Genomic DNA, 15,459 nt, shown 5'->3' with positions numbered 1-15,459 from the left:
CCTGCCCCGTCCCGCTGCTGGTTTACTCACTGGCCCAAGCAGACTGGATCTTGTTTATTTTTTTCCCGAGAAACAGCAGCATGCGAAACCCCAGCAGCACAAAAATAATCAATGCATAGACAAGTGGCTGGGTGTAATCGGCTTTTACCAGCCAGAAAAAATGGATTAGCGCGGTAATGGCAATGATATAGACGAGTCTGTGCAGTTTTCTCCAGTTTGCGGCTAAGCGTTTTTGCATCGCTTTTGTCGAGGTAACGGCCAACGGGATCATCAGGAAAAAAGTCAGCAATCCCATTAGAATATACGGACTGTCGGGCACCTCGTCCTTAAATGCGGACCACGATCCAGACAAATCAAGAATGACATAAACCAGAAAATGCAACGTAGCATAAAAAAAGGCGAACAGTCCCATCATGCGCCTGAACCGTATTGGCCAGCTTTGGCCGGTTATTTTTCTGTAGGGTGTCAGTCCCAGTCCCAGGCATAAAAACCGCAATGCCCAATCCCCGCATCCGTGATGCAACGCCTCTACTGGGTTAGCGCCGAGCTGGTCCTGGATGGCTGCTTTAAGTAATAATACAAAAGGCAACAGGCTCAGCAGAAAAACACAGGCTTTGATGGCCGTCCAGTATTTTTTATCAAGCGCCATCAATAATATTTTTTTAAGTCCATACCGGAATAAAGTGACGCCACTTGTTCGCCGTAACCATTGAATTTTTCGGTGTTCCGTTTGGCCGCGAAAATACTGCTGCCCAGTACCCGCTCACGTTTTTGGCTCCAACGCGGATGGGAAACCTCTGGATTGACATTGGCGTAAAAACCATACTCTCTCGGCGCGCTTTTATTCCAGGCTGTATCGGGCATATTTTCCAGCAGCCGGATTTTTACGACCGCCTTGATACTCTTGAAGCCGTATTTCCACGGCACGATCAAGCGCAGCGGGGCACCGTTCTGCTTGGGCAGTTCATCATCATACATGCCGGTGGCCATAATCGTTAGAGGATGCATGGCCTCATCGATTCTTAATCCCTCCGTGTAAGGCCATTCCAAAACGCCGGAGCGCTGGCCAATCATAACGTCCGGGTTATAAATCGTCGTGAACTCGACAAATTTCGCGTTTGAGGTTGGCTCAAACCGTTTAAGCATCTGGCCCAGAGGAAAACCGATCCATGGCACGATCATAGACCAGGCCTCCACGCAGCGAAAACGGTAAATGCGCTCCTCCAGCGGATTATCTTTCAATATATCTTCCAGATCATAAATGCCGGGCCTGGCTACCTCGCCTTCTACCGTTACGCTCCACGGCCGGGTTTTTAACGCCTGCGCCAATCGAGAAGAATCCTTTTTATTGGTGGAAAATTCATAATAATTCGTATAACTGGTGACATCCTCGTAATCCGTCGGCGACAAAGGCGCCGAATAAGGCCCCGTGAGTACATCGGCATATATGCCATTTTCAGCTTCAGCCAGTGTCGGCAGCATCAGAGCCGCAGAGCCGGCGGCCGCGGCTTTAATAAACCGCCGGCGTGATTCAAAAACCGCCCGATCGGTAATTTCGCTAGTCAAAATATTTGCTTTGCGTTTGATCAACATATCTACACCTCATGCGCTCAATAATATTTACGGGTTAGCCAATAATCGGCACTGACGTAACGGCCGCCGCCCATGAAGAACAGTACCAGCAACATAATGAAATAAGTCGCGGCAAACTCAATGCCGTTGTTGAGCACGACAAAATTACCTTTTTCGGTCAACCAGTTATAATCGCCATATTGCTGCAGTATGGCTTTTGCCTGCTCAAGGCGCTCCATTGCCGCCATGGTTCTGTCGGTGGCAAATAAGCCGCTGTCTCCGGCAATTGCCAGCCAGCCGTATTGCCAATGCACAGTAATGGCAGCAACGACCATCACGACCATGAGCGGAAGGGAAATTAAACGCACACCGAATCCAAACAGCAAAAACAAAGCGCCTAGAATCTCAACCATTATCGTTAATAAAACCATCAGCCAGGGCAACGGCATGCCCAAGCCCCAGTCGGTATTACCGAACCAGTCGACAGTACTGCTAAAGTTGACGATTTTTTTGGTGCCGGCCATCCATAAAACCGGTGCGAGATAAAGCCTTAGCAATAACGGCGCAAGAAAATCCAGCCCTTTAACCTTATCTAGCCATCTCGAAATCTTCCGGCATAAAACAACACCTTTATCGATTAAAGCGGCAAAGTCAATGTCTCTAATATTCATGGTAAGCCATTCTCCTTATCAATCTAATCGCTATAAAAACACAGTCTCAATTCTAAGATAACTCAAATATGAAATCTGTGCCTTGACTATTTCCGATAAGAAGGCTCAAGATTTTGGTTAGACTTGCGGAAAGCTTTGATAGGAACAATACAAAAGCTAAAAAACACTGGAAATGCTATAAACCTGCGGCAGATAACGCTTTTTTCATTTTATAGTTTCCAAATCCCTATCAGTTCGACTGATAGAGATTTGGTCGTCAATAATGTCCCTGTTTAACATAGGATGTGCCGACACCAGGAGGGCGCATCGTTCGCGAGCGATGCGTTTAACCGCGTCGCCTGGAGCGCCTGCTTTTGGCCGGCACATCCTATGCAAGATGCTAATTTCAGGCAGTCATTTTTAGCCAAATCCTTAACGGCCGGCTAATTCGTTTGACGGCTGCAGAACCGCTCTGACAGAGCGTCCAGATTTGCTTGCCGTAAGGTGTGGTATGCCATTCAGGTGCAAAGTGACCCAAATAATTAGCTAAATTGACGGCATCGCGCTCCAGCATTGGATCGACATTGTTATTAGCCGGGGCGTCAACCGCTTGCGGCAGATCGATGACCATAGATCCGTTTAGCTGTGTCCTGTGGGGGTAAGGTTATCCGATAGATCAATCCGGACGCGTTAATCCAGAAATCCTGCCTCTGGCTTTCAGCCAGTTCAGTACACCAATCCCGGCCATATGTCCGCTGGCAAAGCACGCTGTGAGTAAATATCCGCCTGTCGGTGCTTCCCAATCCAGCATTTCGCCGGCGCAGAACACGCCCGGCATGGAACGCAACATTAATTGATCGTCCAATGCCTCGAAGGCAACTCCTCCGGCGCTGCTGATCGCTTCATCTAAAGGCCTGGTAGCCTTGAGCTTAATCGGCAGCGCCTTGATAGCCGAGCAAAGCCGAACAGGATCCGCAAAGTCTTGCGCCGATACAATCTCGCGCAGTAAACCGGCTTTTACACCATCGATACCTAAACGTTTGCGGAGATGATTCGCCATGGAAAGTTTGCCGCGCGGCCAAGACACGCGCTTGATTAAAAACGGCAACGCCTTATTCGGCATAAGGTCAAGGTGTATCACTGCGCCACCCGTCGCGGCAATCTGTTCACGCACAGGCGCCGATACGGCATAAATCAAACCGCCTTCAATGCCGTAATCCGTCACGACGCATTCGCCCGATTGATGGAACGGGCCCCCTTCCGCATCCATGAAAGTCAACCTTACTGCCTTCAGGGGCTGCCCCGCGTATCGGTTACGAAAATGCTCGCTCCAATCAACGGTAAATCCGCAGTTTGACGGGCGCAACGGTTCAACTGCAATCCCGCGATCAGTAAGCACTGGCACCCAGGCACCGGTTGCCCCCAAGCGTGACCAACTGCCTCCGCCCAATGCCAGCACTATGGCATCGGCTTTTATCTTGCAAGCACCTGCAGGTATGTTAAAACACAGTTCATCACGCCTGCTGTCAGCCCAACCTGACCATTGATGGCGCATATGAAAATTCACGCCGGCCAGGCGTAGTCTCTGCATCCATTTACGCAATAAAGGAGCAGCCTTCATATCAGTTGGAAAAACCCGCCCCGATGTCCCGATAAAAGTATCGATGCCGAGTTCATGCAGCCATTTCCGAAGCGCTTCCGGGCCGAAGGCTGCAAGCATCGGTTCGATGTGGTTTCTTCGCGAGCCGTAACGGGAGAGAAATTGGTTAAACGGCTCTGAATGAGTAATATTCATGCCGCCTTTGCCGGCCATCAGAAATTTTCTCCCAACGGAGGGCATTGCATCGTAAAGATCAACTTTTACGCCGGCCCCGGTTAAAACATCCGCAGCCATCAACCCTGCAGGACCGCCACCGATAACAGCGACCGATACGGATACATTGCTGTTTGATATCATTGATTGTATAGGCTCACTTTTTGTATGGAATCACCGCTGACAATGTTCAGCAATAATGTCTGAAATAAACCCCCATTATACAAAATCATGGTTTTCTATTATTGAATTTACGGTTAGCTCCTGAAATAGATTAAAGACCGCGAAATGATTAATAGCCATTGTCAAATACTTTGCAAGCCTATATTGTTATCGCATCTATCGTTTTCGCCCCATAAAAGATGAAACCTGATTGCTCAAATATTTTTAGCAATATTCCCTCGCAACTACCTGAAGAACTGTTTGAATGTCTGCTCGAGCGGGATAACGTGCATATCGAACGTATCGTTTCCAGAGGTCATGTCACACCTGAAGGCTATTGGTACGATCAAGCCTTTGATGAATGGGTCATGCTGCTTCAAGGACAGGCGGTTATTTGTTATGAACGAGATCAGGCTCGCATTGCATTAAAAGCCGGGGACTATCTGTTGATCCCCGCCCATACCAGACATCGCGTCGAATGGACAGCGCCGGATACTGACTGCGTCTGGCTGGCTATTCATCTGCTTTGAATGGTGTGCAAATCATGAAAATAGGCATACAAACATGGGGATCCAACGGCGATGTTCGGCCGTTACTCGCTTTGTCCGAAGCATTACAGAAAGCAGGGCATCAGGTAACCTTGGCAGTCACCAGTATCGATAACAATAGCTATGCGGATATTTGTCAGCGATTGGCTATTCGCTATCGGCAAATACCGGCACATATCGAGTTTGATATGCCCGCCTTTGCCCAGAACACCTTCAGAATGAACACATTGCAATGGCTTAATGCTTTACTCGAAGCTGTTTTTTTTCCTTACGAGCAGTCCATCTACGAAGCTTCCAAGCAATTGGTAGAAGAAAATGATTGCGTTATCGGACACCACTTCCTGTATCCTTTGAAATTAGCGGCTAGCAAACAAAATAAGCCGCATTTCAGTGTAACATTTTGTCATGGTGCAATTGCCATGACTGATCACCCTCCCTTCAAGTTTCCTGACTTGGGTGCTTTAATTAACCGCTTTCAATGGCGTATCCTGGATTATATCTTTGATTTCGCCTTAAAAGACAAACTAAGCATACTATGGCTTAGCGAAGGCATGCCAAGCTTTAAACATGTTTTTCCAGAATTGCTGAATTCGAATTGTCTTAATCTGGTAGCTGTTGATCCGTTATTTTGCCCTTACCAGGCCCAATGGCATCAAACACACCAAGTCTGTGGTTTTTTAAATCTATCCGATGAGGCTGAAACCTGGTTAATCCCTAAGAGTCTGAAACAGTTTCTTGATCAGGGAGAAAAACCTGTTTATATGACATTCGGCAGCCTCCAACAAGCCGTACCTGAATGGAGCATGCATTTGTTTATTCAGGCATCTTTACAGGCAAATTGCCGTGCAATCATTCAAACCAGTTCGGACAGATATCCGCCCGACACACAGTTAGGTAACATTTATTTTGTCGGCAGACACCCCCACCAGATTGTATTCAAGTATTGCGCCGCCGTTGTTCATCACGGCGGCGCCGGAACCACTCATTCTGCCACACTCAGCGGTTGCCCCTCAATCGTAGTACCCTTCATGGACGAACAACTATTTTGGGCTTGCCAACTTCAACATTTAGGCTTGGCTCCGACGCCTCTACCGGCAAAAAACGCTACCGCAGCAACATTATCAGAAAGAATAAAAACGGTATTACAATCAACCGACCTGCAAGTAAATGCACTTAATGCGAAAGATAAGATGGATTCCGTACAAGGTACAAAAAAAGCTGTTGGTTTGATTGAAGCGACATTCGACCAACTCAATATAAATAACCAAACTTAGAGCCGACATTCGCTGGATGGCACCAAGACCAAAGCTATAATACTTCAATACTTCTAAGCACAATGCCTTGCCCCATGGTCACATCGAAAAGCCGGAAGCGCAACTGCGCGAGAAGTTCAAGCCTCGCTGAAAAAGGCGACGGAAATAGCGCGCCGGGCAGATCGCCTGAAAGCTCTGGCGGAGCCCAAGGCGCCTGAAACCGGTCTACAAGCCAAGGACCAGATCAAACTGACCGATGCAGAACCTCAGATCATGACGAGCGTCAACGTCTTCGTGCCCCTCGCCAACGACAAGCGGCAAGTTGAGCCGATGCTGAAGGCGCTGCAAGCCCAGCCAGACTGTTTCGGCAAACCGAAAACGCGGCAGGTCGACAACGGCTGCTTCAGTAAGGATAATATCCAGACCTGTATGGATGAAAAGATTGCTCCGCTCATCGCCTTGGGCATGAAAACCCATCATCTGCCGCTAGCAGAACGCCTGGTGAAGGATGAGACGGAACATGAAACCAATGACGCCGGCCAAAAGAGCCGAAAATTCACGGCCGTGAACTTTACGGCAAACGCAAAAGCACGGTCGAGCCTGTGTTTGGGATCATCAAACAGTTGCTGAGCTTCCGCTAATTCTTGCCGAAAGGCGTTGAGGCGGCAGCGGGTAAGTGGAAACTGGTGACCCTAGCCTTCAATTTAAAACGAATGCATGTGCTGGCAACGGGATAACGGGGAGGAATGCCTCGAGGATCCTCCCTCCTGACGCGACGGAACCGGGATAGCCATAGGCCATTTCCCGATGTGATTCCGGCAATCGCTCAACAAAGCGAATCAAAGTCGTCAAAAATCCGGTTGAATATGACCCGAAAACCGATCCCATCCGATAGGATCCAAGCGTATATTCATCCATCAAGGATGGCGTATAGTCAGAGTAGTCCAATTTCACTCATTAGCATCCTGCAATTTGCATTGAAAGTGTATAAAACCCGAGCCGCGTAAGCCGGGCCCGGGCCAGTCGCCCGATGCGGGGGCGGCTTGGCGGACAAAAAAAAACCCAGGCCTGTCGTCAGGTCTGGGTTTTCGGTAAGGCGCTTGGCAATTCCCTACTTTCGCATGGCAAATCGCCACACTATCATCGGCGCTAAGCGGTTTCACTTCCGAGTTCGGGATGGGATCGGGTGGGTCACGCTCGCTATGGTCACCAAGCAAACTGGTCTGACAAGCCGGCTGTCGCCGCCTGCCGCGTTGGAAATCTGTAACTCTCGCTGAATCAGCGTGTCAGTCTGTCAACCCAAACTGATTGGGTGTTATATGGTCAAGCCTCACGGGCAATTAGTATCAGTTAGCTTCAACCATTACTGGCCTTCCACACCTGACCTATCAACCTTGTCGTCTTCAAGGGCCCTTCAGGGGACTCATGGTCCCAGTGAGATCTCATCTTGGGAGGGGCTTCCCGCTTAGATGCTTTCAGCGGTTATCCTGTCCGAACATAGCTACCCGGCCATGCCACTGGCGTGACAACCGGAACACCAGAGGTTCGTCCACTCCGGTCCTCTCGTACTAGGAGCAGCTTCCCTCAAATCTCAAACGCCCACGGCAGATAGGGACCGAACTGTCTCACGACGTTCTGAACCCAGCTCGCGTACCACTTTAAATGGCGAACAGCCATACCCTTGGGACCTGCTTCAGCCCCAGGATGTGATGAGCCGACATCGAGGTGCCAAACACCGCCGTCGATATGAACTCTTGGGCGGTATCAGCCTGTTATCCCCGGAGTACCTTTTATCCGTTGAGCGATGGCCCTTCCATACAGAACCACCGGATCACTATGACCTACTTTCGTACCTGCTCGATGTGTCTATCTCGCAGTCAAGCACCCTTATGCCATTGCACTCATTGCCTGATTTCCGACCAGGCTGAGGGTACCTTCGTGCTCCTCCGTTACTCTTTAGGAGGAGACCGCCCCAGTCAAACTACCCACCAGACACTGTCCCCAGCCCAGATCATGGGCCCAGGTTAGAACTTCAAACATACCAGGGTGGTATTTCAAGGATGGCTCCACACCAACTGGCGTTGGTGCTTCACAGCCTCCCACCTATCCTACACAAGTAGGTTCAAAGTCCAGTGTCAAGCTATAGTAAAGGTTCACGGGGTCTTTCCGTCTAGCCGCGGGTATACGGCATCTTCACCGCAATTTCAATTTCACTGAGTCTCGGGTGGAGACAGTGTGGCCATCGTTACGCCATTCGTGCAGGTCGGAACTTACCCGACAAGGAATTTCGCTACCTTAGGACCGTTATAGTTACGGCCGCCGTTTACCGGGGCTTCGATCAAGAGCTTCGCGTGAGCTAACCCCATCAATTAACCTTCCGGCACCGGGCAGGCGTCACACCCTATACGTCCACTTTCGTGTTTGCAGAGTGCTATGTTTTTGCTAAACAGTCGCAGCCACCAGTTTATTGCAACCTCCTTCGGCTCCNGTCGCGAGGACCTTCACCTACCAAAGGCATACCTTCTCCCGAAGTTACGGTATCATTTTGCCTAGTTCCTTCACCCGAGTTCTCTCAAGCGCCTTAGAATTCTCATCCCACCCACCTGTGTCGGTTTGGGGTACGGCCACTGATAACCTGAAGCTTAGAGGTTTTTCTTGGAAGCCTGGCATCAATCACTTCGTCACTCAAAAGAGCGACTCGTCGTCACGTCTCAGCATAGAGTCTCCCGGATTTGCCTAAGAGACCTGCCTACTCGCTTAAACTGCCACTTCCAACCGGCAGCTGACCTAGCCTTCTCCGTCACCCCATCGCAGTTACCACCGGTACAGGAATATTAACCTGTTTGCCATCGACTACGCCTTTCGGCCTCGCCTTAGGTACCGACTAACCCTGCGTCGATTAGCGTTGCGCAGGAAACCTTGGGTTTTCGGCGTCAGGGTTTTTCACCCTGATTATCGTTACTCATGTCAGCATTCGCACTTCTGATACCTCCAGCCGACTTCTCAATCGACCTTCGCAGGCGTACAGAACGCTCCTCTACCGCTCATCCATAGGATGAACCCGTAGCTTCGGTACTATGCTTAGCCCCGGTAAATCTTCCGCGCAAGCCGACTCGACCAGTGAGCTATTACGCTTTCTTTAAAGGGTGGCTGCTTCTAAGCCAACCTCCTGGCTGTCTGGGCCTTCTCACATCGTTTCCCACTGAGCATAGATTTGGGGACCTTAGCTGACGGTCTGGGCTGTTTCCCTTTTCACGACGGACCTTATCACCCGCCGTGTGTCTCCCGTGCTCAAACTTGTTGGTATTCGGAGTTTGCATCGGGTTGGTAAGTCTAGACGACCCCCTAGCCGAAACAGTGCTCTACCCCCAACAGTTATACACGAGGCGCTACCTAAATAGCTTTCGAGGAGAACCAGCTATCTCCGAGCTTGATTAGCCTTTCACTCCGATCCACAGCTCATCCCCGTCTTTTTCAACAGACGTGGGTTCGGCCCTCCAGTCAGTATTACCTGACCTTCAGCCTGGCCATGGATAGATCGCCCGGTTTCGGGTCTAATCCCAGCGACTGAACGCCCTATTAAGACTCGCTTTCGCTACGCCTCCCCTAGTCGGTTAAGCTTGCCACTGAGATTAAGTCGCTGACCCATTATACAAAAGGTACGCAGTCACCCCACGAAGGGGCTCCCACTGCTTGTACGCATACGGTTTCAGGTTCTATTTCACTCCCCTCTCCGGGGTTCTTTTCGCCTTTCCCTCACGGTACTGGTTCACTATCGGTCAGTAAGGAGTATTTAGCCTTGGAGGATGGTCCCCCCATATTCAGTCAAAGTTTCACGTGCTCCGACCTACTCGATTTCACCTCTATCACGTTTTCGTGTACGGGGCTATCACCCTGTATCGCTGGACTTTCCAGACCATTCCACTAACGTCATAAAGGCTTAAGGGCTAATCCCCGTTCGCTCGCCGCTACTAAGGGAATCTCGGTTGATTTCTTTTCCTCCGGGTACTTAGATGTTTCAGTTCTCCGGGTTCGCTTCCTTAAGCTATGGATTCACTTAAGGATAATCAGGTGATCCTGATTGGGTTTCCCCATTCGGACATCCGCGGATCAAAGCTTGTTTGCAAACTCCCCGCGGCTTATCGCATGCTACAACGTCCTTCATCGCCTCTTACTGCCTAGGCATCCACCGTATGCGCTTATTCACTTGACCATATAACCCCAATAAGTCTGGCGGTTATACGGATCAGCTGACATTTTCGCTTTTTCTGCTTGAGTACTCATTCTTGCTGTCGTTCTTTCAAACGACGCTTGAACTCGTCAGTCGCATCATCTCATGGCGCTTGACAGTGCCGATGATGTGACTTATTACAGATTTCCACATTGTTAAAGAGCTATCAGTGCATTAAGCACCAATGCTATAAACCCTAGTCAAGGCTTATAGCATTGGTGGAGCCAGGGAGGATCGAACTCCCGACCTCCTGCGTGCAAGGCAGGCGCTCTCCCAGCTGAGCTATGGCCCCAGATATTCCAGGTTCCCTAGCCCGTTCACCGTTTTCTACGTCGTCCGTAAAAAATTGGTGGGCCTGGGAGGATTTGAACCTCCGACCTCACCCTTATCAGGGGTGCGCTCTAACCAACTGAGCTACAGGCCCAGGCTCATATCGTGCTCGATCAAAATAATTTGTTGTGGACGCTCATGACAACGATTAGCTGTCTTTGTAAGGAGGTGATCCAGCCCCAGGTTCCCCTAGGGCTACCTTGTTACGACTTCACCCCAGTCATGAATCACAAAGTGGTGAGCGCCCTCCCGAAGGTTAGACTACCCACTTCTTTTGCAACCCACTCCCATGGTGTGACGGGCGGTGTGTACAAGGCCCGGGAACGTATTCACCGCGACATTCTGATTCGCGATTACTAGCGATTCCGACTTCATGGAGTCGAGTTGCAGACTCCAATCCGGACTAGGACCGGCTTTCTGGGATTTGCTGACTCTCGCGAGTTCGCTGCCCTCTGTACCGGCCATTGTAGCACGTGTGTAGCCCTACCCATAAGGGCCATGATGACTTGACGTCGTCCCCACCTTCCTCCGGTTTATCACCGGCAGTCTCCCTAGAGTTCCCACCATCACGTGCTGGCAACTAAGGATAAGGGTTGCGCTCGTTACGGGACTTAACCCAACATCTCACGACACGAGCTGACGACAGCCATGCAGCACCTGTCTCAGAGTTCCCGAAGGCACTCCGCTATCTCTAACAGATTCTCTGGATGTCAAGGGTAGGTAAGGTTCTTCGCGTTGCATCGAATTAAACCACATGCTCCACCGCTTGTGCGGGCCCCCGTCAATTCATTTGAGTTTTAACCTTGCGGCCGTACTCCCCAGGCGGTCAACTTAATGCGTTAGCTGCGCCACTAAGCCTGTTAAAAGGCCCAACGGCTAGTTGACATCGTTTACGGCGTGGACTACCAGGGTATCTAATCCTGTTTGCTACCCACGCTTTCGTACCTCAGCGTCAGTTTTAGTCCAGAGAGTCGCCTTCGCCACTGGTGTTCCTTCAGATCTCTACGCATTTCACCGCTACACCTGAAATTCCACTCTCCTCTACTAAACTCTAGTTACCCAGTATCAAATGCAGTTCCCAGGTTAAGCCCGGGGCTTTCACATCTGACTTAAATAACCGCCTACGCACGCTTTACGCCCAGTAATTCCGATTAACGCTCGCACCCTCCGTATTACCGCGGCTGCTGGCACGGAGTTAGCCGGTGCTTCTTCTAAAGGTAATGTCAAGCTGCCGGGTATTGACCGGCAGGTTTTCCTCCCAATTGAAAGTGCTTTACAACCCTCAGGCCTTCTTCACACACGCGGTATTGCTGGATCAGGCTTGCGCCCATTGTCCAATATTCCCCACTGCTGCCTCCCGTAGGAGTCTGGGCCGTGTCTCAGTCCCAGTGTGGCTGATCGTCCTCTCAGACCAGCTATAGATCGTCGCCTTGGTAGGCCTTTACCCCACCAACTAGCTAATCTAACGCAGGCTCATCTCATAGCGCGAGGCCCGAAGGTCCCCCGCTTTCCCCCGTAGGGCGTATGCGGTATTAGCTTGAGTTTCCCCAAGTTGTCCCCCACTATGAGGCAGATTCCTACGCGTTACTCACCCGTCCGCCACTCGTCAGCGCCCGAAGGCCTGTTACCGTTCGACTTGCATGTGTTAAGCATACCGCCAGCGTTCAATCTGAGCCATGATCAAACTCTTCAGTTCAATCTGTTTTTGCCACTCAGGAAGATGAGTGACCAATCTTGGCTCGACCAAAAACTTAACGTAAATGTTGAATCGACGTGTTTGTTCTTGCTCGATTATTTCATTACAACTAAAATAATCATCACAAGCACCCACACAAATTATTTTGATCTGACTTTTAAAGAGCGTGGAGCTTAAAGCCCCGCTGAGTCCGACTATTATACAGAGTCAAAACCCGTTGTCAACCCCTTGTTGCTTTTATTTTTCATCCTGAAAAACCGGAGCCAATCGCTCAACCCCGAAGAGCCGACCATTATAACCGATCCGCTCTGCTTGTCAACCTCAGTGTCAACTTTTTTTCTGTCCCTGAACCCCTTCCGGACAACCTGCCGCCGAAAGAAGGGCATATTCTACCGATCTTTTTTTAATCGTCAAGCAATTATTGCCACTCTTGCAAATTTTCTTTTTCCCACTTGATAAACTTGTTTTGTACCTACCGCAATCTCTGTTTTCGGATCAGAAATCTTTTCCCCATCAATCTTTACAGCTCCTTGCTTTATCATCCGGATAGCTTCGGATGTGCTTGCGGTTAAACCGGCATCCTTTAATAAATTCGCAATACCGTATCCCTGTCCTCCATTACTCAACTCTATTTCATCCATTTCATCTGGTATCGCTCCACGCTGAAATCTAGCCTCAAAATTTTCCAGTGCTTTGTTAGCAGCCGATGCATCATGGAACCTTTCAATAATTTCCTGCGCCAGTTTTACTTTATAATCGCGTGGATTTGCACCCTGCTCACATTCATATTTCCATTGCTTGATTTCACTCATCGGCATGAAACTCAACAATTCAAAATAGCGCCACATCAATTCATCCGATATCGACATTAATTTGCCAAACATATCATCGGGAGAATCCGCAATGCCTACAAAATTATTGAGTGATTTGGACATTTTCTGTACGCCATCCAAGCCCTCCAGAATCGGCATGGTCATAACGACTTGCGGTTTTTGCCCGAAAGCCTCTTGCAATTGCCGCCCAACCAATAAGTTAAACTTTTGATCGGTGCCGCCTAATTCGACGTCGGCTTTCATAGCCACGGAATCATATCCCTGAATCAACGGATACAGGAACTCATGAATTGCAATCGGTTGCCCGCCTTTAAAACGCTTATTAAAATCATCGCGCTCCAGCATGCGCGCCACCGTATGTTTAGCCGCCAATTGAATTAAATCTGCTGGCGACATTGCATTCATCCAGCTTGAATTAAACATTACCAATGTTTTGACAGGATCGAGAATTTTGAAGATCTGTTCTTCATAGGTTTTTGCATTCTCGATAACCTCATCGCGCGTCAGTGGCTTACGGGTAGCACTTTTTCCCGTTGGATCGCCTATCATGCCGGTAAAATCACCAATCAAAAACAGAACCTCATGCCCAAAGTCCTGAAACTGCTTTAATTTATTAATCAGTACTGTATGCCCCAAATGCAGATCAGGAGCCGTAGGATCAAAACCGGCTTTAATACGCAGAGGCCGCCCTTCTTCCAGCTTTTTAATAAACTCTTGCTCAACTAAAACCTCGTCAGCACCTCTTAGAAGGCTGGCTAATACTTCCTCTTGCAATTTCTTTCTCCACTATCCAGTCTACAAAAAGCATTATTATAGAATTAATGGATCGCTCTATAGAATAAATCTTTATATAGTCTATTATTTGGTAAAACCTTTAAAAAACCTTAAAATGGATCAAAAATCTTCCTGATAATAAATTTTTCACTTATTTTCAATAAATTACCCATAATCTCGTGAAAAAAAGAATTTATATATCCTTGTTCTTGGGGATAAACATGGCTCTTACGGCAACTGCCGTCTACTCACAGGCAGTACCCCTTGATAAAAATCGAACCACAAAGGCCGCTGTTTCATCAACCAAGCATTCCGGACAAGCAAAGCCTGTCAAAAAAACTCAGAGGATTTCCAAAACAGGCAACAAGAATATAGCTTCTAAAACAACCAAAAAGATGGTTAAGTCCTCGTCTAAAAAGCAGGCTAGCGCTCCATCCCAACGCACCAAAAAGAAACAGACTTTAGTTTCTTCTAAACTTGTTAAGAAAAAACATAGTAAAACAACTGAGATGAAACAAACCCTGCTGGCGCGTCAAGTAGCCGATCGCAGACGCTCAATTATTTCACACCATTCAGTCAAAACAGTTCCAATCAGTATTGTTGACAGTAAGGTACAGATGCAGGAAGCTGCTTCTGCTAATATTTCCCAGTTAAACTTGGGCAAATCTTCGCCAAGCACGACCGCCGAAGCCCAGATATTTAAGCCGTTCGCAATAGCCCCCCCGCTGCAAATGCAATCTTGGGCATCCAACCAAAAAACCTCCAGCGCACATGTCACTATAGAGACATCTTTATTTCTGGATGGACTAGAGGCAGGTTTGTCAAAAGAATTGATAATGCAACTTATTGGGATTTTTGCCTGGGATATCGATTTTGCGACTAACCTGCGCAACGGCGATCATTTCACCGTTGTTTATGAAAAAAAAGTTGTTAACGGCAAAGAAATCGATACCGACGAAATTATAGCCGCTCAATTCACTAACCAGGGAGAGACATATACAGCTCTCCGGTATATAGATAAATCGGGTAACGTCAATTACTACACACCCGACGGACAGTCCATGCAAAGGGCTTTTTTAACTACGCCTGTTGATTTTGCGCGCATTAGCTCTCACTTTGACTTAAAACGCAAGCATCCGATACTAAACAGAATTCGTGCTCATAAAGGTGTCGACTATGCCGCCAGGACAGGCACCCCTGTAAAAACCACAGGTGATGGCGTTGTTGTTTTCTGCGGCCGCAAAGGCGGTTATGGACAAGTTGTAATCATTAAGCATGGAGATCGCTATGAATCACTTTATGCACATCTGTCTAAATTCAAAAAAGGACTAAAGACTGGTAATCCTGTTAAACAAGGAGATGTTATTGGCTATGTAGGTCAGACAGGCTTGGCCACTGGCCCTCACTTACACTACGAATTTCATGTTGATGGTGTTTACCGTAATCCAGAAACAGTCAAACTGCCGCATTCTTTACCTATCACTGAAAACTTGCTGGCTGATTTCAAATCACAAACCCAACCGCTTTTAGCGCAACTTAATCAGATTAAAGCTAAAAGTTTGTTTGCAAAAACTCAATCTGAATACAATTAACGAAA

At 48.6% G+C, this 15,459-nt stretch carries 10 protein-coding genes, 2 tRNA genes and 3 rRNA genes; 4 read left to right on the top strand and 11 right to left on the bottom strand.

Annotated features, from left to right (window positions below; all coding sequences use genetic code 11):
- Positions 1 to 22: 22 nt before the first annotated feature.
- The 5 genes from METMA_RS0111620 to METMA_RS0111600 all read right to left on the bottom strand — a co-directional run bounded on the left by METMA_RS0111620 (position 23) and on the right by METMA_RS0111600 (position 4,179).
- Positions 23 to 649 carry a protein-methionine-sulfoxide reductase heme-binding subunit MsrQ gene (locus METMA_RS0111620; protein ID WP_020159259.1) on the bottom strand — a complete coding sequence of 209 codons (627 nt, stop codon included), beginning with the start codon at positions 647 to 649 and terminating at the stop codon, positions 23 to 25.
- Positions 649 to 1,593, bottom strand: a complete 945-nt coding sequence (gene msrP, locus METMA_RS0111615; protein WP_020159258.1) for a protein-methionine-sulfoxide reductase catalytic subunit MsrP — start codon at positions 1,591 to 1,593, stop codon at positions 649 to 651. Before msrP ends, METMA_RS0111620 begins: the two co-directional genes overlap by 1 nt.
- A gap of 17 nt (positions 1,594 to 1,610) precedes the next feature.
- Positions 1,611 to 2,243, bottom strand: a complete 633-nt coding sequence (locus METMA_RS0111610) for an HvfX family Cu-binding RiPP maturation protein (protein WP_020159257.1) — start codon at positions 2,241 to 2,243, stop codon at positions 1,611 to 1,613.
- A gap of 385 nt (positions 2,244 to 2,628) precedes the next feature.
- Positions 2,629 to 2,853 (bottom strand): RIO1 family protein, encoded by a 225-nt coding sequence (locus METMA_RS0111605; protein ID WP_020159256.1) that lies wholly within the window; start codon positions 2,851 to 2,853, stop codon positions 2,629 to 2,631.
- A 45-nt stretch (positions 2,854 to 2,898) separates the two neighbouring features.
- Entirely contained in the window at positions 2,899 to 4,179 is a 1,281-nt protein-coding gene (locus tag METMA_RS0111600) for a TIGR03862 family flavoprotein (protein WP_020159255.1), read from the bottom strand.
- A 218-nt stretch (positions 4,180 to 4,397) separates the two neighbouring features.
- On the opposite strand from METMA_RS0111600, the gene METMA_RS0111595 reads away from it, so the two are divergent.
- The 3 genes from METMA_RS0111595 (at position 4,398) to METMA_RS0111585 (ending at position 6,628) form a co-directional block, all read left to right on the top strand.
- Positions 4,398 to 4,727 (top strand): cupin domain-containing protein, encoded by a 330-nt coding sequence (locus tag METMA_RS0111595; RefSeq protein WP_020159254.1) that lies wholly within the window; start codon positions 4,398 to 4,400, stop codon positions 4,725 to 4,727.
- Positions 4,728 to 4,741: 14 nt separating this feature from the next.
- Entirely contained in the window at positions 4,742 to 6,019 is a 1,278-nt protein-coding gene (locus METMA_RS0111590) for a glycosyltransferase (protein WP_156830489.1), read from the top strand.
- Positions 6,020 to 6,271: 252 nt separating this feature from the next.
- Positions 6,272 to 6,628, top strand: a complete 357-nt coding sequence (locus METMA_RS0111585; protein ID WP_027147255.1) for a hypothetical protein — start codon at positions 6,272 to 6,274, stop codon at positions 6,626 to 6,628.
- 468 nt (positions 6,629 to 7,096) lie between these two features.
- Here METMA_RS0111585 and rrf read toward each other — a convergent pair.
- The 6 genes from rrf to tyrS all read right to left on the bottom strand — a co-directional run bounded on the left by rrf (position 7,097) and on the right by tyrS (position 13,862).
- Positions 7,097 to 7,212: ribosomal RNA gene (rrf, locus tag METMA_RS0111580) — 5S ribosomal RNA — on the bottom strand.
- 105 nt (positions 7,213 to 7,317) lie between these two features.
- Positions 7,318 to 10,211 (bottom strand): 23S ribosomal RNA (locus METMA_RS0111575).
- 234 nt (positions 10,212 to 10,445) lie between these two features.
- Positions 10,446 to 10,521, bottom strand: a tRNA-Ala gene (locus tag METMA_RS0111570).
- A 55-nt stretch (positions 10,522 to 10,576) separates the two neighbouring features.
- Positions 10,577 to 10,653, bottom strand: a tRNA-Ile gene (locus METMA_RS0111565).
- Between the two features lie 67 nt (positions 10,654 to 10,720).
- A 16S ribosomal RNA gene (locus METMA_RS0111560) occupies positions 10,721 to 12,255 on the bottom strand.
- Together the 16S, 23S and 5S rRNA genes with 2 tRNA genes alongside form the textbook arrangement of a ribosomal RNA operon.
- 410 nt (positions 12,256 to 12,665) lie before the next feature.
- The gene (gene tyrS, locus METMA_RS0111550; RefSeq protein WP_020159251.1) at positions 12,666 to 13,862 is read right to left on the bottom strand and encodes a tyrosine--tRNA ligase; all 1,197 of its coding nucleotides are present in this window, start codon (positions 13,860 to 13,862) and stop codon (positions 12,666 to 12,668) included.
- 221 nt (positions 13,863 to 14,083) lie between these two features.
- Between tyrS and METMA_RS25790 the strand changes: the two genes are divergently transcribed.
- Positions 14,084 to 15,454: a peptidoglycan DD-metalloendopeptidase family protein gene (locus tag METMA_RS25790; protein ID WP_020159250.1), complete on the top strand. Its 1,371-nt coding sequence runs from the start codon at positions 14,084 to 14,086 to the stop codon at positions 15,452 to 15,454.
- Positions 15,455 to 15,459: the final 5 nt, after the last annotated feature.

The organism is Methylobacter marinus A45 (genome assembly GCF_000383855.1).
GTDB lineage: Bacteria > Pseudomonadota > Gammaproteobacteria > Methylococcales > Methylomonadaceae > Methylobacter > Methylobacter marinus.
The sequence above is the reverse complement of the archived record's forward strand: the minus strand, read 5'-3'. Positions and strand labels throughout refer to the sequence as shown.